The sequence below is a fragment of the Arthrobacter sp. alpha11c genome, assembly GCF_054149985.1.
On the sequence record NZ_CP196747.1, the window covers coordinates 4,022,598 to 4,043,227 of the forward strand.

General features: G+C 63.2%; 15 protein-coding genes and 1 pseudogene. 7 read left to right on the forward strand and 9 right to left on the reverse strand.

What is annotated here, in order from left to right:
- Positions 1 to 180: 180 nt before the first annotated feature.
- Together ACTAQJ_RS18685 and ACTAQJ_RS18690 are read left to right on the forward strand one after the other, a co-directional pair.
- Complete coding sequence (locus ACTAQJ_RS18685; protein ID WP_431117021.1) at positions 181 to 1,371, forward strand: NAD(P)-dependent malic enzyme; 1,191 nt, start codon at positions 181 to 183, stop codon at positions 1,369 to 1,371.
- A 159-nt stretch (positions 1,372 to 1,530) separates the two neighbouring features.
- Complete coding sequence (locus ACTAQJ_RS18690; protein ID WP_498698390.1) at positions 1,531 to 2,034, forward strand: DUF456 domain-containing protein; 504 nt, start codon at positions 1,531 to 1,533, stop codon at positions 2,032 to 2,034.
- A gap of 75 nt (positions 2,035 to 2,109) precedes the next feature.
- Here the strand turns inward: ACTAQJ_RS18690 and ACTAQJ_RS18695 are convergent, their stop codons facing one another.
- Together ACTAQJ_RS18695 and ACTAQJ_RS18700 are read right to left on the reverse strand one after the other, a co-directional pair.
- Positions 2,110 to 3,057, reverse strand: coding sequence for a polysaccharide deacetylase family protein (locus tag ACTAQJ_RS18695; protein ID WP_498698391.1), 948 nt, complete (start codon positions 3,055 to 3,057; stop codon positions 2,110 to 2,112).
- Entirely contained in the window at positions 3,054 to 4,643 is a 1,590-nt protein-coding gene (locus tag ACTAQJ_RS18700; protein WP_498698392.1) for a purine-cytosine permease family protein, read from the reverse strand. Before ACTAQJ_RS18700 ends, ACTAQJ_RS18695 begins: the two co-directional genes overlap by 4 nt.
- 109 nt (positions 4,644 to 4,752) lie before the next feature.
- On the opposite strand from ACTAQJ_RS18700, the gene ACTAQJ_RS18705 reads away from it, so the two are divergent.
- Positions 4,753 to 6,246, forward strand: a complete 1,494-nt coding sequence (locus tag ACTAQJ_RS18705; RefSeq protein WP_498698393.1) for a PucR family transcriptional regulator — start codon at positions 4,753 to 4,755, stop codon at positions 6,244 to 6,246.
- A gap of 92 nt (positions 6,247 to 6,338) precedes the next feature.
- Here the strand turns inward: ACTAQJ_RS18705 and purU are convergent, their stop codons facing one another.
- The 7 genes and pseudogenes from purU to glyA form a co-directional block, all read right to left on the reverse strand.
- Positions 6,339 to 7,238, reverse strand: a complete 900-nt coding sequence (purU, locus tag ACTAQJ_RS18710; RefSeq protein WP_431117016.1) for a formyltetrahydrofolate deformylase — start codon at positions 7,236 to 7,238, stop codon at positions 6,339 to 6,341.
- Between the two features lie 2 nt (positions 7,239 to 7,240).
- Complete coding sequence (locus ACTAQJ_RS18715) at positions 7,241 to 8,632, reverse strand: L-serine ammonia-lyase (RefSeq protein ID WP_498698398.1); 1,392 nt, start codon at positions 8,630 to 8,632, stop codon at positions 7,241 to 7,243.
- A pseudogene (locus ACTAQJ_RS18720) lies at positions 8,632 to 9,277 on the reverse strand (sarcosine oxidase subunit gamma). Before ACTAQJ_RS18720 ends, ACTAQJ_RS18715 begins: the two are co-directional and overlap by 1 nt.
- Positions 9,270 to 12,215, reverse strand: coding sequence for a 2Fe-2S iron-sulfur cluster-binding protein (locus ACTAQJ_RS18725; RefSeq protein ID WP_498698401.1), 2,946 nt, complete (start codon positions 12,213 to 12,215; stop codon positions 9,270 to 9,272). Before ACTAQJ_RS18725 ends, ACTAQJ_RS18720 begins: the two are co-directional and overlap by 8 nt.
- 2 nt (positions 12,216 to 12,217) lie before the next feature.
- Positions 12,218 to 12,583, reverse strand: coding sequence for a sarcosine oxidase subunit delta (locus ACTAQJ_RS18730; RefSeq protein ID WP_498698402.1), 366 nt, complete (start codon positions 12,581 to 12,583; stop codon positions 12,218 to 12,220).
- Positions 12,584 to 12,600: 17 nt separating this feature from the next.
- Positions 12,601 to 13,821, reverse strand: coding sequence for a sarcosine oxidase subunit beta family protein (locus ACTAQJ_RS18735; RefSeq protein ID WP_498698404.1), 1,221 nt, complete (start codon positions 13,819 to 13,821; stop codon positions 12,601 to 12,603).
- The gene (gene glyA / locus ACTAQJ_RS18740) at positions 13,818 to 15,191 is read right to left on the reverse strand and encodes a serine hydroxymethyltransferase (protein ID WP_498698406.1); all 1,374 of its coding nucleotides are present in this window, start codon (positions 15,189 to 15,191) and stop codon (positions 13,818 to 13,820) included. Before glyA ends, ACTAQJ_RS18735 begins: the two co-directional genes overlap by 4 nt.
- Before the next feature lie 151 nt (positions 15,192 to 15,342).
- Between glyA and ACTAQJ_RS18745 the strand changes: the two genes are divergently transcribed.
- From ACTAQJ_RS18745 to ACTAQJ_RS18760, 4 genes are all read left to right on the forward strand, one after another.
- A complete protein-coding gene (locus ACTAQJ_RS18745) occupies positions 15,343 to 16,014 on the forward strand; it encodes a GntR family transcriptional regulator (protein WP_431117009.1) in 672 nt (223 codons plus the stop codon).
- Positions 16,015 to 16,997: 983 nt separating this feature from the next.
- Entirely contained in the window at positions 16,998 to 18,365 is a 1,368-nt protein-coding gene (locus ACTAQJ_RS18750) for an MFS transporter (protein ID WP_498698409.1), read from the forward strand.
- A gap of 28 nt (positions 18,366 to 18,393) precedes the next feature.
- Complete coding sequence (locus tag ACTAQJ_RS18755) at positions 18,394 to 19,650, forward strand: aminopeptidase P family protein (protein ID WP_498698411.1); 1,257 nt, start codon at positions 18,394 to 18,396, stop codon at positions 19,648 to 19,650.
- An 86-nt stretch (positions 19,651 to 19,736) separates the two neighbouring features.
- Entirely contained in the window at positions 19,737 to 20,540 is an 804-nt protein-coding gene (locus ACTAQJ_RS18760; RefSeq protein ID WP_498698413.1) for an IclR family transcriptional regulator, read from the forward strand.
- The last annotated feature ends 90 nt before the right edge of the window (positions 20,541 to 20,630 follow it).

Here is a 20,630-nt window from a genome sequence, read left to right on the forward strand (position 1 = left end):
GTCTCTCTTGGTATTGAATCTTGTACCCTCCGCGCTTCCCTACGCTGGAAATACCGAAGCGGCTAGCAGCCCATACCTGCAGATGCACCTTCCGGGCCAGCCACCCTTGGTCCGAACCAGCAGTTCTGTTCCTGCCCGAACCATGCCGTGGGTCCACGGCTAGCCTGAGGAGACAAAGACGTGTCCATTGAGACAATCGCTACTGACAACGACGCCTTGGTATTGAGCGAAGAAGAGATCTTCGCAGCACACGAGGGCGGCAAGCTGACGATTTCCAGCACCGTTCCCCTGAACAACAAGCGTGACCTTTCCATCGCGTACACCCCGGGCGTCGCCCAGGTAAGCCGCGCAATCCACGCCAACCCTGAGCTTGCCCGCACCCACACCTGGGCTGAGCGCCTGGTTGTTGTGGTCAGCGATGGCACCGCCGTCCTGGGCCTGGGCAACATCGGCCCCAGCGCTTCCCTCCCGGTCATGGAAGGAAAGTCTGCCCTCTTCAAGTCCTTCGGCGATCTCGACTCCATCCCGCTGGTTCTCAACACCACCAACGTGGACGAGATCATCGAAACCCTGGTCCGCCTCCGCCCGAGCTTCGGTGCAGTGAACCTTGAGGACATTTCCGCGCCGCGTTGCTTCGAACTCGAAGAGCGCCTCATTGAGGCACTCGACTGCCCGGTCATGCACGATGACCAGCACGGCACCGCCGTCGTGGTTCTCGCCGCCCTGACCAACGCTGCCAAGGTGACCAAGCGCGAGCTTTCCGGCCTCAAGGTTGTTGTCTCCGGCGCAGGTGCCGCGGGCATTGCGATTGCCGAGATTCTACTTGCTGTTGGCATCGAGGACGTCATCCTGCTCGACTCCAAGGGCGTAGTCAATGCTGAGCGTGCCGATCTTGTGGCCGATCCTGGCAGCGTCAAGGCCCGCATGGCCCAGCGCACCAACCCCCGCGGCGTCACCGGTGGTCCGGGCGAGGGCCTGACCGGCGCCGATGTGTTCGTAGGCGTCTCCTCCTCCAAGCTGGACGAAGAACACCTGAAGCTCATGAACGATCAGTCGATCGTGTTCGCCCTGTCCAACCCGGACCCGGAAGTTCTCCCCGAGGTTGCCCAGAAGTACGCGGCCGTAGTTGCCACGGGCCGCAGCGACTTCCCGAACCAGATCAACAACGTGCTGGCCTTCCCCGGCATCTTCCGCGGCGCACTTGATGCCAAGGCCCGCCGCATCACGCCGGCCATGAAGATCGCGGCTGCACGTGCCATCGCTGAGTTGGCAGAAGAAGATCTCTCCGCCGACTACATCGTGCCGAGCCCGCTGGACGCCCGTGTGGCACCGGCTGTCACCGCGGCTGTTGCCGCAGCAGTGACTGAGTAGCGGTTACCAACTAAAAACCGACGACGGCGACGCTTCCCACGGTTGGGAGTGTCGCCGTCGTGGCTTGTTAACGAGCAACGCGGGGTCACTTAAGGCCCATGTTGGCCTCCAAAAGGGGCCAGAAGTGACCCCGGGATGCTGGCCCATAGACTGGGGGCCATGAATGCCGAACTCCTTGTGACCATCCTGTGCGGCCTGGCCATTGCGGTTGGGGTTGCCGGGACCATCATCCCTGTCCTTCCGGGAAGCATCCTCATTGGTGCGAGCCTGCTCGCGTGGGCCATTTGGGGCGGCGCGGGAACCCTCGGCTGGGTGATCTTCGCCATCGGCATGGTGTTCGTGGTGGCCGGGATAGCCGCCAGTGCGGTGCTCACAGGGCGAAAACTGAAACAGCACGGCATCCCGAACAGGTCTGTTGTGGTTGGGATAGTTCTTGGCGTGGTGGGAATGTTCGTGATTCCGGTGGTCGGACTCGTGGTGGGGTTCGCCGTCGGGCTCCTGCTGAGCGAGGTCCAGCGGACCCGTGACTTCCGCACCGCTGTCCGCTCAAGCGGCGCCGCGCTCAAAGCGACAGGCATCGGGATTCTCGTGGAGTTCGGTCTTGCGTGTGCCGCTGCAAGCACTTGGATCATCGGGGTTTGGATCAATGCCGTAAACGGTTAAGAACCTTCGCCGGGATGGCAGCAGACCCCCATGTGCAGCCAGAACATGGGGGCGTGCTGCCATCCCGGCGAAGAGCTACCGGAGGGTGGGTACCCGGACCTGGGCCGGGCGGAATGAAGCACCGGCTCCCGGGAACAAGGGGACGTCGATCCGGGCGTGGGTGTGGATTTCCTGAACCGTATCCTTCGTGTGCTGCGCGATCTCGGCAAGCGTGGTAACCCACATGCCCTCCAGGCCCTTGACCCGTTCGATCAGTTGCTCCAAGGCGACAGCCCTGGACGGCCTGCCGGAGATGAACGGGTGGTTGGTCAGGACGAAGCAACTGCCCTGGGCGTGGTGCGCCTGGGCCTCGAGAGTCCACATTTCCAAAGCCTTGGCCGGGCTTTCGATGACCCCGCTGCCCGTGATGCCGGGGTAGAACGCGTACTGCTCCCAGTCGTCCAGCGCCCAATCAACGGGAATCTCAACGATGTCCCGCGGATCGTCCTCGGCCACTGACATGCGGTAGGGGGCATCGCCGTCGAGCAGGCTTGAGTCGTAAAGGAAGCCGCGATCCGCGAGCAGCGCGGGCGACTGCCAGTTCAACTCCCACCACGGAGCCCGGTAGCCCACTGGCCGAACACCGGCAACGTTGGCAAGTGCTTCCAAACCCCGGTCCAGGTAGCTGGCTTCGGTTGCGGCGTCGATGCCCTGCATGGGCTCGTGAAGGTAGCCGTGGTGGGCGATTTCGTGCCCACCGTCAGCGATCCTGCGCACCACATCGGGGTAGCTCTCCGCAGTGAATCCAGGGATGAAGAACGTTCCCTTGATGTCCTGGCGATCCAGGAGCTGCAGGAGCCGCGGGACGGCGATCTTGGGGCCATACGACTGGTGGCTCATGAGGGACATGCGCCGGGTGCTGGAGGGATCGTGGGCGATGGTGCAGGATTCGGCGTCGACGTCGAAGGTGAAGGACGCTGCGGCTTTGAAGCCCTCTGGCCAGGTGATTGGGTGGAGGGAGTCCGCGAAGGCGGGCTGGCTCATGCTGTGGTCCTTTCGGGGACTACGGGAGCTTCGGGAACTGCGGGAGCGCCCGGAGCAGCTTGCGTGACGGAGACGTGGTTCGAATCGGCAAGGACAAACTTTCGGTGCGCCCTGGGCCCGAGGATTGCGTAGGCTGCCGCGCTGGTAAGCCCACCGGCCAGCCATGAGAGATCCCAGCCACCAAGTGCCACGGCGATGGGGCCTTGCATTACTGGTATCAGGCCGTACATGAACAGCCAGGTGGAGAAGATGCCAACCAGCAGCGAGACGATACCGGCCCAGTTGATCACCGGGAGACGCTTGGTCCCGACGCCGTCGAAGAGCCGTTCAACCTTTCCGGGCCAGCGCTTCTCCAGCCAGAAGTAGTGCACCAACATGACGCCGCCCCAGGCAGCTACCCACGCCACCAGACCGATCAACCAGGCGTCCAGTACCGAGGCGAAGTCCTCCTGGAAGATGAAGAACACGACGGCGAGGAGCGAGAAGACGCCGACGAACAGGTTGAGCTTGCGACGATTGATCTTGATATCCAAGGCCTGCGTAGCCACTGAGAAGGTGTAGATGTTCAAGATGTTGGTGGCGATGGGGCCATGCAACACCATGAGGAGGACGGGAAGGGCGAGGACTCCGAAGTTCTGGACGATCAGCTTGCCGGGGTCGATCTCGCCGCTGTTTGTGGCAAGGCTCGCACCGAGGACACCGAGCCAGACCACCGGAATGAACTGGCCGAGGACCGAAGCCAGGTAGACCTTGCGCTTGGGAACCGAGGTGCTGACGAAGCGCGAGTAGTCCGCGGCGTACGTGAACCAGGTGATGCCCCAGCCGATGCCGATGGCGGTCATCACAGCACTCATCGCGGCTATCCGCTCGGATCCTTCAAGGATGTTGCCGGCCGGACCCGCATAACCCCAGTCGATCTTCATGCCGAACCACGCCACGGCGGACATGACGGCCAGGATGATGATGGTGGGCGGGACGGTCCACTTTTCGAAAGCGGCGATCGCCTTATAGCCGAACCAGGCAATGGCAACCTGGGCAGCCATGATGACAGTGGCCACGCCGATCTTCCAGACGTAGTTCTTTGCGGTGGGATCCACCCAGCCCAGGGTTCCGAAAAGCGCCATGACCAGGTCCAGGATGATCCACGTATTGACCGCGCACCACCCGATGACCAGGAGTGCCTGGATGGCGGCGGGGAGGTAGTTGCCACGCCGGCCGAAAGCGGCCCGGGCAAGGACCATGCCTGTGGCGCCGGTCTTTTGGCCAAGGAGGACGAAGCAGCCAAACAGCAACATGCCGATCAGGTTGCCCAGGACCAGCACAAAGACGGTGTCGGCAAAGCCGAGGCCGAGGTGGATTCCGAGTGCGCCCAGCACCCAGTTGATTGGAGCGAGGTTGGCACCGGCCCAGATCCAGAATTGGCCTGAGACCTTGCGCGTGCGGTCTGACTCGGGAATGGGCTGCAGCCAGGCTTCGCTGTCATGGCCCGGCGCCGTTGCCGGACCTGACTGCGGTGAGCCTGGCTGCAGTGAGCCTGCAGCCGCTGAGCCTGGCTGCGATGAAGCAGGGGAGAGGTTGTCTTGCATGAGGGAGATCCTCCGTGTGTGAAAGGGACTCCTTCAGCGTATGTGCCACAGATCACAGCAACAAGATACGATGTGTCTAAAGAAACTCTCTTCCGCCGTACGGAGTGTCATGTCTATCCTTCTTGGTCAAGCCTTGGAACGTGAAAGCCTTAGAGCCGCCGAGCCGCGTCTCCTTAACTCAGTGGCCGACGCCCTGACCCGTCCCGTCCGTTGGGTGCACTCCAGCGAGGTTTTGGACATCGCTCCGCTCCTCAGCGGTGGCGAACTTCTCCTCAGCGGCGGCCAGGCACTGGCCCTTGAGAGCTCGGAGCGGCAAGCCGAATACGTCCGCGAGCTAGCGGCCCGCGGCATAGCCGCACTGGCCCTTGAAACCGGACCTACACTGCCCGAAGTTCCTGGTCCCATGCTGGAGGCTGCCGAAGCCGCAGGCCTGCCGGTTATTGAATTGCGTCACGTTGTTCCGTTCGTCGCCGTCATGCAGGAGATCAACTCGCTCCTGGTCAGCGAGTCCGTCGAACAGCTTCAACGCGGCGACCAAACCAGCCACGCGATGGCTGCCGAACTCGCCCATGGCGGCGGCCTTGACCAACTTCTGGCTGTCTTGGCAGAAAGGACAGGTTCCAGCGCGCGGTTGGTATCGCCGTCGGGCCTCACCCTCGGCTCGGCAGCGGGTCCGGCAGCGGGTTCCGCAGCAGGCTCAGCGCCGCCGTCGGAGGACGGCGGGCTCATCACGGTTGATGTGCCGGTGCGTGGCGTCCTCGCCGCCCGCTTGGAGCTGCACGTGCCCGACGACGGCGATAGTGGCCTCGCGCGCGTGGCGGGAGAGCGCTCGGTGGACATCCTTGGCTTGGCCCTGTTGCAGCGGATGCCGCCAGGATTGAAGGAGTTGGCGGGCATTGAACTGATGCGTGCCATCAATTCCGGGAGCCAATCGTGGCAGCTCCAGCAGCTCGGGCCGGCGTCGGGCTTTCCCGCCAATGGCCGGGTTGCTGCGCTGGTGATCCGCTCCACAGGTGCAGGGCATCTCCGCTCGGCCTTGGATGCACTGCTGCGTGCGAACGTGCCGCACAGTGCCAGCTATGCAGATAACGCGGAGCTGATCGCACTCGCTTCCGTTGGCGATGGCGTTGCTACCCGGGCGACGCTCATGGATGCGCTCAGGGCTTTGGAAACGCCAGCCGGATCTGCGATAGCACTTGGCCCGGTGGGCAAGGGGATCGATGAGGCCCCCTGGTCGCTGGCCGAGGCCCGACGGACGCTGGACCTGGATTTGGCGGGAGGTGGGGTGGTGGATGCTGAGGCCTTCGCTGTGGAACGCCTCGCCGAGGAACATCTGGATCCGGCCACCCGCGAAGGGTTCGTACAGCGGCAGTTGGGTGCCGTCGTCGAGCATGACCAACTACGGCGATCCGAGCTCCTCCGGACGCTGACCGTCTGGCTGGACACTGGCTGCAACACAGCCCAGGCCGCACGCGAATTGCACTTGGAACGGCAGTCAATGCACCACCGGCTGCAGCGGATCTTCGAGCTTTGCGGTGGAGACCCGAGGGGAACTGGCAGGCTCGCTGCCCTGCACCTGGCAACGCGGCTGGCTCGGCTGTAGCTCCTTTAAACGCCAATTGATGGTTCCCTGCACACACCGCCGTTCGCAACAGCGTCTGCGCAGGGAACCATCGAAATGGGGCGCGCAAGGCCTTACTTCAGCACAATCGTCCTGTTCCCATTCAGGATGATCCGCCCCTCGCAGTGCCAACGAACGGCGTTGCTGAGGGCCTTGCACTCCGTGTCCCGACCGGCGGCTACGAGATCGTCCGGTCCGAACGTGTGATCCACCTCAACCACCTGCTGGGAGATGATCGGGCCCTCGTCCAGCTCGCCGTTGACGTAGTGGGCCGTGGCACCCACGGTCTTCACTCCGCGGGCGTAAGCCTGGTGGTACGGCTTGGCACCCTTGAAGCTCGGCAGGAACGAGTGGTGGATATTGATGGCGCGCCCGTCGAGCTTGCGGGCGAGATCGTCGCTGAGCACCTGCATGTACCGGGCCAGGACAATGAGTTCCACGTCCAGCTCATCGATGATGTCCAGCAAACGCGCTTCCGCGGCAGGCTTGGTAGCAGCGGTGACAGGGACGTGGAAGAAGGGAATCCCGTGCCACTCCGCCAAGCCCTGGTGGTCCGTGTGGTTGGACACGACGCCCACAACATCGATCGGCAGCTCACCGATCCGCGCACGGAACAGCAGGTCATTGAGGCAGTGCCCAAACTTCGAGACCATGATCAACACGCGACGCTTGGACCCTTGGCGTTCCAGCTGCCAGTTCATGGAGTATTTCTCGCCCACGGGGGAAAACGCGGCACGCAAAGCATCCACAGTGGTCTCGTCACCGGAGGACGCGAAGTGAACCCGCATGAAGAAGTGGCCCTCGGCGCGGTCACCGTACTGCTTGTTGTCGATGATGTCGCAGCCGTGCTCCAGCAGGAAGCCGGACACAGCGTGCACGATTCCGGGACCTTCGGGGCAGTCCAAGGTAAGGACGTGCTCCACGGTGGTTCCGGCGGAGGAGTCAGTAGAAGATTCGGTTTGGATGGCAGTCATGGCTAGCACTCCACTACGTTGACGGCGAGTCCTCCACGGGAGGTCTCCTTGTATTTGGATTTCATGTCGGCGCCTGTTTCGCGCATGGTCTTGATGGCCTTGTCCAAGGACACTTTGTGGCTGCCGTCTCCGTGCAGGGCCAGGCGGGCAGCGTTGATCGCTTTGACGCTGGCGATGGCATTGCGTTCGATGCAGGGGATCTGCACCAGTCCGCCCACGGGATCGCAGGTGAGGCCCAGGTTGTGCTCGATGCCCACCTCGGCGGCGTTCTCCACTTGTTCAGGCGTCCCGCCCAGGATCTCGCAAAGACCAGCAGCGGCCATGGAGCAGGCGGAACCCACCTCGCCTTGGCAGCCCACCTCAGCACCTGAAATGGAGGCGTTGATCTTGAAGAGAATGCCTACGGCGGCCGCCGCGAGCAGGAACCGCACGACGCCGTCGTCGTTGGCTCCGGGAACAAACTTTGTGTAATAGTGCAGCACTGCGGGAACAATCCCGGCAGCACCATTGGTCGGTGCAGTGACGATCCTGCCGCCCGCTGCGTTCTCCTCGTTGACCGCCAACGCGAACAGGTTCACCCATTCCATGGCGAGCAAGGGGTCCGCTGAGCTGGCCCCGTTCAGGTCCGCGTCCGTTTCGGAAAGCTTCTTGAACAACGACGGCGCTCGTCGCCTGACTTTCAAACCTCCGGGGAGGATTCCCTCGGCCGAACAGCCGTTGTCCACGCATTCACGCATGACAGCCCAGATGCCCAGAAGGCGCTCGCGGAGCTCCTCCTCGGACCGCCATACGAGTTCGTTGGCCAACATGACATCGGAAATTGACATGCCCTCGCGTGAGCAAATGGCAAGCAACTCGTCGGCAGTGGTGAACGGGTAGGGGAGGACGGTGTCATCGGCTACTACTTTGTCCGTGCCTGTGGCGTCCCCATCCACCACAAAGCCGCCACCGATCGAGTAGTAGCTGCGCTCACGCAGTACTGCGCCGGTGTGGTCAAGGGCCCGGAACGTCATGCCGTTGGGGTGTGCCGGAAGGGACTTGCGGCGGTGGAGGACCACGTCCTCGTCCCAATTGAAGTCCACCCGGTGGTCGCCGCCCAAGCGCAGTTCGGCGTCGAGGGCTGCTGCCGCCACTTGGTCGTCAGCGGTTTTGGTGTCGACGGTTTCGGGTGAGTGGCCCTGCAGCCCCAGCACCACGGCTTTGTCGGAGCCGTGGCCCCGCCCGGTGGCGCCCAGGGAGCCGAAGAGCTCAGCCTGGACGCGCACCGTGGCTGGAAGCTGGCCGGACGATTCAAGACCGTCCGTGAACTGCTTTGCCGCCCGCATCGGGCCGACCGTGTGTGAAGACGACGGCCCGATGCCAACAGAAAACAGATCAAGCACACTCAGTGCCATTAGGGGACCTCGGGGGAGGCGTACTCCCGCATGGCGTCGAGGAGCCAGCGTCCCAGGAAATCGGCAAACGAGGCCCGGGGAAAGATCCGGTAGTTCTCGTCCGAGGTCTTCCACAGCATCACGGGAATGTGTGCGAGCTCCGTTGAGACAGCCGTGCCGGCCTTGAAGACGCGCGGGTGCAGGTCCAAGGAGCACGTCTTTTCGAGCACAGCGCGGGCGTGGCTGCCGGAGAGCTCGAACGTGGTGCGGTTGGCGGACAAGTCCACCACCTGACCTTCATCGCTGCCCAGTGCCGTGGTCAGGTCACTGACCAAGGAGCCGCCGAGCGAGTCGTGGGACTCCTCCGGAGCGACCACCAGGAACTCAGTGGGGCCAAGCCAGAGTGCGTTGACTGAGCCAGAGCCCGTCACTTCACCGCACGTGGCAGGCAAGCCGCCGGTGATTGACGCAACGCGGGTTCCGGCGTCGGACGTTCGCTCAACCCGGATACCCACCATGGCCTGGTACGGGATTTCCTTGAGCGTCACTGTGCCCGGCACTGAGCCGGAGGTGAAGGCGTCAGCCAGGTGCTCGGCCGGGCTGCGGCGGGGCACCCCGTACGCGGTCGACGTGTGCGGTTTCTGCTGGTGTTGCTGTTTCAGCCATCTTTGCGGGTCCCTTCAGCATCGAAAAGTACGGTTTCGCCGACAACCACGTCCACCAATTGGTCTCCCACCGAGGCCACGAGGGTCTCGCCGATGCGGTTGCGGCCGTTCTGGATCAGGGCCAGGCCGAAAGAACGGCCCAATGCGGCACTGTGGTAGCTCGAAGTTACGAAGCCTTCCATGGGGACGGGTCCGTACGCCGGGTTGACGGGGATGCCCTTCTCCACAAGCTGCGTGCCTTCCGGCAGCCTGAGCGAGTGATCCACGGGAAGGACGCTCACCAGGTGCTTGCGGTCCTCGCGGCTTGCGTCCTGGCGGAGGTAGGAGCGCTTGCCGATGAAGTCCTTGGCCTTGGAGACGATCCAGTCCATGCCGGCGTCCTGTGGGGTGACCGTGCCGTCGGTGTCCTGCCCGACGATCGGGTACCCCTTCTCGGCGCGAAGGACGTGCATTGTTTCCGTGCCATAAGGGGTGATGTTGAACTCGGCACCTGCGGCAGCAACGGCTTCCCATGTGTTGAGCCCGTACCAGGACGGGATGTTGATTTCGTAGGCCAGTTCACCGGAGAAGGAGATACGGCAAACACGAGCCTGCACTCCTGAGGCCAGGGTGGTCTCGCGGAATGTCATGAATGGGAAGGCTTCTGCGTCCAGGCCACCGTTTTCGGCGAGCTGGGGAGCAACCTTGGCGATCACTGCACGGGACTTGGGACCGACGACGGCGATGGTGCTCCACTGCTCCGTGACGGATGTGAAGACCACGTCGAGTTCCGGCCACTCCGTCTGGTGCCACTCTTCCAACCAGTCCAGCACCTTGGCTGCGCCGCCGGTGGTGGTGGTCATGAAGAAGCGGTCGTCGTCCAGGCGGAGGGTCACGCCGTCGTCGAAGATCATGCCGTCCGGGGTGCACATGACGCCGTAGCGGGCGGATCCCGGTGCGAGCTTCTTGAACGCGTTGGTGTACACGCGGTTCAGGAATTCTCCGGCGTCCTTGCCACGGATCTCGATCTTGCCGAGCGTGGTTGCGTCCATGAAGCCCACGGAATCGCGGACCGCTGCGCACTCACGCAGGACTGCCGTGTCCATGTCCTCGCCGGACTGCGGGTAGTACCAAGGGCGCTTCCACTGTCCAACGTCTTCGAACAGAGCACCCTGGGCAACGTGCCACGGGTGGATGGAGGTCACTCGGGCGGGATCGAACAGCTCACCGCGCTGGCGGCCAGCCAAAGCGGCGAATGCGACCGGGGTGAACGGTGCGCGGTAGGCGGTGGTGCCGATCTCGCCGACGCCCGGAACGCTTTCCGCGCCGCCGAACTTCAACGCAGCGGCGATAACGCCGATCGCGTTGACGCCGGAGGTCTTGCCTTGATCGTTGGCGGTGCTGATGGAGGTGTACCGCTTCACGTGTTCCACCGAGCGCATGCCGGCCCCGGTGGAGCGGAGGACGTCAGCGACGGACTGGTCACGCTGGAAGTCGACGAAGTGGTTGTGCCACTCGCCTGGCTCACCGGTCTGACCGGGAACAAGCCACAGCTGACGGGTCGGGGCACTGGCGACGGGTGCCTGCAGGTCCACCGGGGTGGTTGCGGACTCAAAGCCAGCAGCGATGGATGCTGCCGCTCCGGCCGAGATGCCCTCTGCCAGGCAGTCCTGGAGTTCGTAGCTGCCGCGGCCTGCGCCAACAACCTGCTGGTCCCTTACGGTTGACGCCGGAATGAAGGCAGCCAGCTCATCGTCCCAGCGCAACTTGCCCTGGCGCTGGCTGTGGAGATGCACCACAGGGCTCCAGCCGCCGGAAACAGCAAGCAGATCGGCGGCGATGTGCTCGACGCCCGAGGTGAGTTCGCCGTCGTCGTTAATGCTGCGGACGGTGACGCCATTCAGGCGGCCCGCGTCATCGGCGCTCGTGTCAGCAACCGCGCTGCCAATGAGGACCCGGATACCGGACTCGACGGCGGCGGCGGCCTTCGCGCTGATCTGCGGACGGGCATCGACGACGGCGGCAATCGCCACGCCTGCTGCCTTCAGGTCCGCGGCGAGCAAGTAAGCGGAGTCGTTGGTGGTGCTGAAAACGACGCGTGAACCAGCAGCGACCGCGTAGCGGTTGAGATACGTGCGGACTGCCGAGGCGAGCATGATGCCCGGGCGGTCGTTGTTCTCAAAGACCAGCGGACGCTCGTGGGCACCCGGTGCCAGCACAACCTGCTGTGCGCGGATGTGCCAGATACGCTGGCGCGAAACGCCCGAAGCGGCCGGAACGGTCAGGTGATCCGTGCGGTTCTGGGCTGCGATGAAGTAGTTGGAATCGTAGGAACCGAAGGCGGTGGTGCGGTTCAGCACGGTGCATTCTTCGGCGGAGACCAACTCGGCTTCCACATCGGCAACCCATTCCAGAGCCGGCTTGCCCTCGATGGTTTCCTGCAGGCCTTCGGCCGTTGAACCGGAGAGGAGCGAACCGCCGAGTTCGGGCTGGTCGTCGATCAGGATGACGCGGGCGCCGGTGCGGACTGCTTCGCGGGCGGCTGCAAGGCCTGCAACACCGCCGCCGACCACCAGGACGTCCGTGTGAACGTACTTCTTGTCGTACTCAGCCTTGTCCTCGGCAGGGTCAAGCTTGCCCAAACCGGAGAGCAGCTCAACGTTCATGCCGTCTACGAGGGAGACTGCGGTGGCAGGAAGCATCGATTCGGCGACGTGGCCGGGGAAGCGGGGAGCGATCTTGACCAGGGCGTTGGATTCTTCCACGCCGGCGGCCATGATGCCGCGGGGGCGGTTCTCGTAAAGGGAGTTGCCTGCGTTGATGTGGCCGTTGGCCAGCAGCGCCGAGGCGATGGTGTCGCCGGGGTGACCGGTGAATTCCTGGCCGTCCACGGTGAAGCGCCAAGCGATGCTGCGGTCAATGCGTCCGCCGGTGGTAAGGCGTGCGTTCTTGCTGGTCACTTCTAGACTCCTTCCGAGGAGGTGGGGGCGGCAGTGGCCGTCGAGGTAGTGGGTGCGCCGGGAGCGAGGCCTGCTTGCGCATCGGGCTTCCCTCCGCCATCCGGGCGGGGCTGGCCCATCGCGTAAATGGAGTGGATGTCGTAGGTCACGGTGTCCCGCAGCATGTTGAACCACTGGCGGCAGCCCGTGCTGTGGACCCAGCGTTCAGCGAAAGAACCCTTGGTGTTCTCGCGGTAGAACAGGTATTCAGCCCACTGGCGGTCCGTGAGGTCGTTCGGGTTCTCCGGATAGGCAACGTGTGCCTGGCCGCCGTAGTGGAATTCGGTTTCGTCGCGTGGCCCGCAGTTGGGGCATGAAATGAGAAGCATGTCTTTTCCCGTCCTTACTAGTGGGCCACGGCTGCGGCGCCGTGTTCATCGATCAGGGCGCCGGTCTCGAAGCGTTCCAGGGCGAAAGGCTTGTTGAGCTTGTGCGGGGCACCGGTTGCGATGGTGTGCGCGAAGGTCAGGCCAGCCGCAGGAGTGCCCTTGAAGCCACCCGTTCCCCAACCACAGTTGACGAACATGTTCTCCACCGGGGTGAGGCCAACAATCGGCGAGGCATCCAGCGTGGTGTCAACGATGCCGCCCCAGGTCCGGAGTACGTGTGCCCGGGCGAAGATCGGGAAGAGCTCCACGGCGGCTGCCATCTGCTCCTCGATCACGTGGAACGATCCGCGCTGGCCGTAGCCGTTGTACGAGTCCACGCCAGCGCCCATCACCAGTTCGCCCTTGTGTGCCTGTGAGACGTACACGTGGACGTGGTTGGACATGACCACCGTGGGGTGGACCGGCTCGTGCAGTTCAGACACGAGCGCCTGGAGCGGGTGGGACTGGATCGGGAGACGGAAGCCGGCCATCTCTGCGAGGACCGAGCTGTGGCCGGCGGCGCAAAGGCCTACCTTTTCGGTGTTGATGTTGCCACGGCTTGTCTTGACGCCGGTAACCCGGTTTCCGTCCTTGATGAAGCCGGTGACTTCGCAGTTCTGGATGATATCCACGCCGAGTTCATCGCACTTGCGGGCGAAGGCCCAGGCTACGTGGTCGTGCTTGGCGATGCCGGCACGCGGCTGGTAGGTAGCGCCCATGACGGGGTAGCGGATGTTGTCGCTGGTGTTCAGGATGGGGCAGAGTTCCTTGACCTGGTCAGGGTCCAGCCACTCGGCGTCCACGCCATTGAGGCGGTTGGCTCCTACGCGGCGCATGCTTTCGCGCACGTCGCCCAGGGTGTGGGCGAGGTTCATCACGCCGCGCTGGCTGAACAGGAAGTCGTACTCCAGCTCTTCCGGCAGGATTTCCCACAACTTCAGGGCGTGCTCGTAAATTGCAGCACTCTCGTCCCAGAGGTAGTTGGACCGGATGATGGTGGTGTTGCGGGCCATGTTGCCACCGGCCAGCCAGCCCTTTTCAAGGATGGCGATGTTGGTCATGCCGTGGTTCTTGGCCAGGAAGTAGGCCGTTGCCAGGCCGTGCCCGCCGCCGCCAACAATAACGGCGTCGTAGCTCTTCTTTGGGTCCGGGTTGCGCCAGAGGAAGTCGGGGTGTTCGGGGAGGTGGTCCGCGCTCACTGGGCTGCTCCAATCATTTCTTCGAGTTCAGTTGCGGCGTCGTTGCCGTTACTGAGGTGTGGGTAAAGCGGGAATTTGTCGGCCAGAGCGGTTACGCGGCGGCGGAGTTCGACGGCGGTGGCTTCGTCCAAGGTGACGTCACCTTCGGTGCTGCCTGCTTGGGTGCCGCTGTTGGCTGCGGCGATCAACGCCGTCGCAATGATGTCCGAGACTTCGGTGAAGTCCTCAGCGCCGAAGCCGCGGGCGGCGAGGGCGGGGGTGCCGATGCGCAGGCCCGAGGAAACCATCGGCGGGCGGGGGTCGAAGGGGACTGCGTTGCGGTTGACCGTGATGCCGATGCGGTGCAGCGTGTCCTCGGCCTGCTGTCCGTTAAGGACGGAGTGGCGGAGATCGGCGAGCACCAGGTGGACGTCGGTCCCACCGCTGACCACGGAAATGCCCGCTGCGGCCACGTCGTCCTGGAGGAGGCGATCTGCCAGGATCTTGGAACCCTCAAGCACGCGGACCTGGCGTTCCTGGAATTCGGGTTCAGCGGCCATCTTGAAGGCCACAGCCTTGGCTGCGATGACGTGCTCCAGCGGACCACCCTGTTGTCCCGGGAAGACGGCGGAGTTAACCTTCTTGGCGATGTCGGCGTCGTTGGTCAGTATGACGCCGCCGCGGGGACCGCCAAGGGTCTTGTGCGTGGTGCTCGTGACAATGTGGGCGTGCGGAACCGGGCTCGGGTGCAGTCCAGCTGCAACCAGGCCAGCGAAGTGGGCCATGTCCACCATCAGGTAGGCGCCCACCAGGTCCGCGATGCGGCGGAATTCAGCGAAGTCCAACTGGCGGGAGTAAGCGGACCAGCCGGCCACGATCAGCTGCGGCTTGCTCTCGAGGGCGAGGCGCTCAACTTCTGCCATGTCTACGGTGTGGGTGTCCTCGCGGACGCCGTACGGAACAACCTTGTACAGCTTGCCGGAGAAGTTGATGCGCATGCCGTGGGTCAGGTGGCCGCCGTGGGCAAGGTTCAGTCCCATGATGGTGTCGCCAGGGTTGATCAGTGCGTGCATGGCCGAGGCGTTTGCCTGGGCGCCGGAGTGGGGCTGGACGTTGGCGAATTCTGCGCCAAACAGGGACTTCAGGCGGTCGATGGCCAGCTGCTCGATCACATCAACGTGTTCGCAGCCGCCGTAGTAGCGCTTACCCGGGTAACCCTCGGCGTACTTGTTGGTAAGGACCGAGCCCTGTGCTTCCATGACGGCCGTGGGGGCGAAGTTCTCAGAGGCGATCATTTCCAGCGTGGACTGCTGGCGGATGAGTTCCAGGGCGATCGCCTGATCGACCTCCGGGTCCGCCTGTGCGAGCGGGCGGATCAGCGGTGCAACCATGGTGTTCTCCTTCAAAAGCTTGTCTAGTGGCCGACTGTTAGGCAACTGATATATTAGAACTATTGCCATAGTATGTTGAAGATCACAAGGTCGTCAACAGGTCTGCGGCAATCCATCCAGCAAACTGGATTGGCGACAACGGGAGAGAGCAATGAGCGCAGCACTGGAAGCATTGGAATCAACTCCGCAAGGCTCGTCACTAGCGGAGAACGCCTACCTGCTACTGCGCGACAGGCTCATCATGCTGGACATCAAACCCGGCGACCCCATCAACGATGGCCAGATTGCTGCAGAACTGGGCATTGGACGCACGCCCGTCCGCGAGGCCATCAAGCGTCTCGAAAGCGACCACTTGGTGGTCTCCTACCCGCGGCGTGGGACATTCGCCACCGGCGTGGACATCACCCAGCTCGCCGAAGTCTCCGAGATACGCGAACTTCTGGAACCGTTGGCGTCAAAGAAGGCTGCCCGCATGGCCAGCCCTGCCATGCGTTCGGAGCTCCGCGCAGTCGCAAGTGCAATTCGTGATCTTGAAGGCCAGGACAATTCCTCCCAGGAACTCATGCGCTACGACATCCAGGTGCACCGCCTGATCTACAAGGCCTCGGCGAACGCACACCTGGAAGACGTCCTGATCCGGTACGACAACCTCGCCACCCGGATCTGGTGCTACATGCTGGAACGGATGCCCTCCGTCTCAGGCCACATCTCCGAGCACGCGGAACTGTTGACCGCCATAGCCGACGGCGACGAAGACCGCGCCGCCGAGCTCGCCCTGCACCACGTAGTCAGCTTCGAAGAGACGATCCGCAAGGTCCTCTAGGGTCTCATCGGCTCGGCCTCGCTGCCTGAGTCGCTGCCGTCCGCTGCCGTCTGCCTCCGGCGGCGGGGTCATCCTCTGCGCGCTCGCTCCTTCGTCGCTTAGACGCGCGCTGCCGGACAACCCCGCCCCCTCCCGATGCTCTCTCACATCCTGCGGTCTTTTGGCGGATCTTCTCTCACGTCCTGCGGTCTTTTGGCGGTCCTTCTCTCATGTCCAACGGCCTTCTGGCGGACGTTCTCTCACGTCCTGCGCCGGCGGCTGAACAGCTGCCGCGCGCTAAAGCCCGACGTCGGCACTCGCCGTGGGTGCCCGGCGTCGGGCTTTCTTGATGAAAGTGAGAGAACGTTCCGAAGTGGGCCGCGCGATGTGAGAGAACGTCCGGGGGAAAGTGTTGGGATGTGAGGCGATCCCCAAGGTCGTCTAGGCGCCGCTTCGGGCGCAACCCGTCGGCCTGCGTCTGCTTCCGGCGGCCGGACATCCTCTGTGGGTCGCCGGTGCCTCGCTTAGACGCGCGCTGCCGGATAACCGAGGCCCCCGACGTTCTCTCACGTTCTGCGGTCTTTTGGCGGTCCTTCTCTCACGTCCTGCCGTCTTTTGGCGGACGTTCTCTCACGTCCTGCGCCGGCGGCTGAACAGCTGCCGCGCGCTAGAGCCCGACGTCGGCACTCGCCGTGGGTGCCCGACGTCGGGCTTTCTTGATGAAAGTGAGAGAACGTTCCGAAATGGGCCGCACGATGTGAGAGAACGTCCGGAGGAAAGCGTTGGGATGTGAGAGAGGATCCGGGGCTTGAGGCGGTTACTGCAACTCAGTCGCCTTGAGTGCAACAAAGGTCAGATCGGGTTCACAATCGCTGAACAGGCAAGGATCGCCCTGAACTGCCTAGAATGACTTTTGCAAACACTCTTGACCGTGACGCGGCCCACACGTAGTCTGATGCAACAGCGTTGCTTCTACTGCAACCCCAAATATTCTTGGTGGACACATGAGTAATGAACTTTCCTCTGTGGCAGCCGCGCCGGGAGATCGGTCCAATGACGGACACGGCACTTCTCCCGAGCCCGGCCCCAATCACACAGTCAGCAAGGACACGCGCCGACGCGTCGTCATTGCAAGCTTCATCGGCAACTTCGTGGAGTGGTTCGACTACGCCGTCTATGGTTACCTGGCTGGCATTATCTCGACCGTTTTCTTCCCGGAATCCGATCGTCAAACAGCCCTGCTCGCGACATTCGGCGTCTTTGCCGTCAGCTTCTTCGTAAGGCCGCTTGGCGGATTCATCTGGGGCCACATCGGAGACAGGCTGGGCCGAAAGCAAGCGTTGTCGCTCTCGATCGTCCTGATGTCGGTGGCCACGTTCTGCATCGCCCTGATCCCGGGGTACGCCACTATCGGCGTGATGGCCCCCATCCTGCTGCTGCTCGTAAGGGTGGTCCAGGGCTTCTCCGCTGCCGGGGAGTACGCCGGCGCGTCCGCTTTCCTGGTGGAGTACGCGCCGTCGAATCGCCGCGGACTCTATGCCGCCGTCGTGCCTGCCAGTACCGCAGCGGGTCTCCTGCTGGGCTCCTTGCTGGCCGCCCTGCTGAGTTCAGTCCTTACGCCAGAACAGCTGAACGAGTGGGGTTGGCGCCTGCCGTTCCTGTTGGCGGCGCCCATGGGCTTGATCGGCAGGTACATCCGCACCAAGCTCGAGGACACGCCTGCGTTCCGTGAGCTGTCCGAGAAGGAACCCGCAGTCAAGGCTCCGGCCCTGGCGATGTTCAAGACCTACCGTAAGCAACTCATCATCGCCACGGGCGCAGTGCTGTTGAACGCAGTGGGCTTCTACGTGATCCTCAGCTACATGCCCACATACCTGTCTGTGGAACTCGGCTTTGGAGCGGCGGAATCGTTCCTGGCTACCACGATTGCCCTGGCCAGTTACATCGGCTTCATCTTCCTGACCGGCATTGCGTCGGACAAGTTCGGTCGCAAACGCATGCTCATCACCGCGTCCGTCCTGTTCGTGGTGCTGACCGTCCCGGCGTTCATGCTCCTGGATACACGCAACTTCCTGGTGATCGTGCTGGTCCAGATCCTGCTGGGCGGAATGCTCACTCTCAACGACGGCACCCTGCCCAGCTTCCTGGCCGAACTCTTCCCGACGAAGGTCCGCTACACGGGCTTCGCGGTCAGCTTCAACCTCTCCAACGCGTTGTTCGGCGGCACTGCGCCGTTCATGGCAACGCTCCTCATCGGCATGACCCACAATCAACTGGCCCCCGGCTGGTACCTCGTGGCTGCCGCCCTTGTTTCCCTCATCGCAGTCCTGTTCGCCGCCGAGACTTCCAAGAAGCCACTGCAGCAGGTCTGAAACCAACCACCCCTTGAAAGGAACCACCATGACCATCACCGAGAACGAGGCCATCAACGATGTGGCCAAGCTCGATCGACTCAAGGTCCTCAACAACGGCGAGAAGGTCTCCCTGACTTTCTCCGACGCAGAGTTCGAGCGTCGCCTTAGCGGACTTCGCAGCATCATGGCCGAGAAGGACCTCGACGCCGTCATCCTCACCAGCTACCACTCCATCAAGTACTACTCCGATTTCCTCTTCACCTATTTCGGCCGCTCCTACGGCATGGTGGTCACCAAGGATGACACCGTCACCATTACGGCAAATATCGACGCCGGTATGCCTTGGCGCCGCAGCTACGGCGACAACCTGGTGTACACGGACTGGCGCCGGGACAACTACATCCATGCCATCCAGGAAGTTCTGCGCACCCGCGGCATCAACGCCCGCCGCATCGGCGTCGAAGACGACTCCCTGCCGCTGGACAACCGCAACAAGATCCAGGCCGCGTTCTCCGGAGCAACGCTGGTGGATGTTGCCCAGGCAGCGATGCGCCAGCGCATGATCAAATCGGACGAGGAAATCGCCGTCATCAAGCATGGCGCCCGCATTGGCGATCTCGGCGGCGAGGCAATCCGCAGCGCCATCACTGCCGGCATCACTGAGTACGAGGTCGCCTTGATCGGCACCGAGGCCATGGTCCACGAGATCGCCCGCACCTTCCCGGACTCTGAAATCCGTGACACGTGGGTCTGGTTCCAGTCCGGCATCAACACCGACGGCGCGCACAACTGGGCAACCACCCGCAAGATCCAGGAACACGACATCCTGTCCCTGAACTGCTTCCCGATGACCAGCGGTTACTACACGGCTCTGGAACGCACCCTGTTCTACGGCGAACCGGACGCGCGCTCACTGGAGCTGTGGAACATCAATGTGGAGGTTCACAAGCGCGGCCTGGAACTCATCAAGCCCGGCGCAGTCTGCAAGGACATCGCCGCCGAGCTCAACGAGATCTACGTAGGTCACGGGCTCCTGGCCAACCGCACGTTCGGCTATGGCCACTCCTTCGGCGTCTTGAGCCACTACTACGGACGCGAAGCAGGCCTTGAACTGCGCGAAGACATCGATACTGTGCTGGAACCGGGCATGGTGGTTTCCATGGAACCGATGATTACCGTCCTGGACGGCCAACCGGGTGCAGGCGGATACCGCGAGCACGACATCCTTGTTGTCGGTGAAGACGGTGCGGAGAACATCACCAAGTTCCCCTTCGGCCCTGAGTACAACATCATCGGAGCCTAGGTGACCGGGCCGGTGGGCGCCGTGCACGGCGTCCACCGGCCCTTCGCGGTCACTGTCCGCCGACTTCAGCCAAATATAGTGAACCCATGACTCCCACGGAATCGAACGACGTTTCAGGCAACGGCGAAGCCAAAGGTACCTCGGTCATTGTCAATGCCATCGCGGTCCTTCGGAGTTTCACTGCCGAAGAGCCGCTGTTGGGGGTCACTGAAATCGCAGGGCGCATTGGCCTGCACAAGAGCACGGTCTCCCGCATCCTGGCCACGTTGGAACAAGAGCACTTGGTGGAGCGCGACGTCGATTCGCGCAGGTTCCGCTTGGGGCTGGGAATGATCGCCATGGCGGGCCCACTCCTGGCGGAACTCGAAGAGCGGCGCGTGGCGTATCCGGTACTACGCGAATTGACCGAGCGCACGGGGGAGACCAGCGCGCTCATGGTCTGGAACGGCACCGAATCCATGAGTGTGGAGCAGATCCCCAGCCGGCACCAGGTCAAGCACCTGGCCCCTTTGGGAGTCCGCTACAACGAGGCACTCAGCTCCTCTGTTCAGGTCTTCCTGGCCTCGGAGGACAAAGATCGCGTCCGTAATCTGCTCCGGAGCGGTGCGGTCACTCTTCCGGGCCTCGATGAGGAGGCCGTGGAGGCGTACCTGCAGCGGCTGGAGGACTCCACGAAGCGCGGCTGGGCGGTGAACTTTGGCGAGACGTCCATCGAGGAAGTGGGCGTGGCCTCGCCTGTCTATGACCACAGGGGAAACATTGTGGCGTCCGTGCTCATCCCCGCACCAAAGTTCCGGGTCTCGCAGGACACACTGACCAGCCTCGGCGAAGCTTGCGCCGACGCGGCGGCCAAAGTCACCACCCGCCTTGGCGGCCGCGCCCCGCGCTAAGCTGCGGGACTCGCAAGCCACAGGACGCGCAGCCACAGGACCCGCGAGCTGAAAGGCGCGCAGGTCACAAGAAGCCGCTGGCCCAGAGGA

What these genes read in the sequence shown, in the direction of transcription:
- ACTAQJ_RS18690 (WP_498698390.1), top strand. Translation starts at nt 1,531, where the DNA reads ATGAATGCCGAACTCCTTGTGACCATCCTGTGCGGCCTGGCCATTGCG.
- ACTAQJ_RS18695 (WP_498698391.1), bottom strand. Translation starts at nt 3,057, where the DNA reads ATGAGCCAGCCCGCCTTCGCGGACTCCCTCCACCCAATCACCTGGCCA.
- ACTAQJ_RS18700 (WP_498698392.1), bottom strand. Translation starts at nt 4,643, where the DNA reads ATGCAAGACAACCTCTCCCCTGCTTCATCGCAGCCAGGCTCAGCGGCT.
- ACTAQJ_RS18705 (WP_498698393.1), top strand. Translation starts at nt 4,753, where the DNA reads ATGTCTATCCTTCTTGGTCAAGCCTTGGAACGTGAAAGCCTTAGAGCC.
- purU (WP_431117016.1), bottom strand. Translation starts at nt 7,238, where the DNA reads ATGACTGCCATCCAAACCGAATCTTCTACTGACTCCTCCGCCGGAACC.
- ACTAQJ_RS18715 (WP_498698398.1), bottom strand. Translation starts at nt 8,632, where the DNA reads ATGGCACTGAGTGTGCTTGATCTGTTTTCTGTTGGCATCGGGCCGTCG.
- ACTAQJ_RS18730 (WP_498698402.1), bottom strand. Translation starts at nt 12,583, where the DNA reads ATGCTTCTCATTTCATGCCCCAACTGCGGGCCACGCGACGAAACCGAA.
- glyA (WP_498698406.1), bottom strand. Translation starts at nt 15,191, where the DNA reads ATGGTTGCACCGCTGATCCGCCCGCTCGCACAGGCGGACCCGGAGGTC.
- ACTAQJ_RS18745 (WP_431117009.1), top strand. Translation starts at nt 15,343, where the DNA reads ATGAGCGCAGCACTGGAAGCATTGGAATCAACTCCGCAAGGCTCGTCA.
- ACTAQJ_RS18750 (WP_498698409.1), top strand. Translation starts at nt 16,998, where the DNA reads ATGAGTAATGAACTTTCCTCTGTGGCAGCCGCGCCGGGAGATCGGTCC.
- ACTAQJ_RS18755 (WP_498698411.1), top strand. Translation starts at nt 18,394, where the DNA reads ATGACCATCACCGAGAACGAGGCCATCAACGATGTGGCCAAGCTCGAT.
- ACTAQJ_RS18760 (WP_498698413.1), top strand. Translation starts at nt 19,737, where the DNA reads ATGACTCCCACGGAATCGAACGACGTTTCAGGCAACGGCGAAGCCAAA.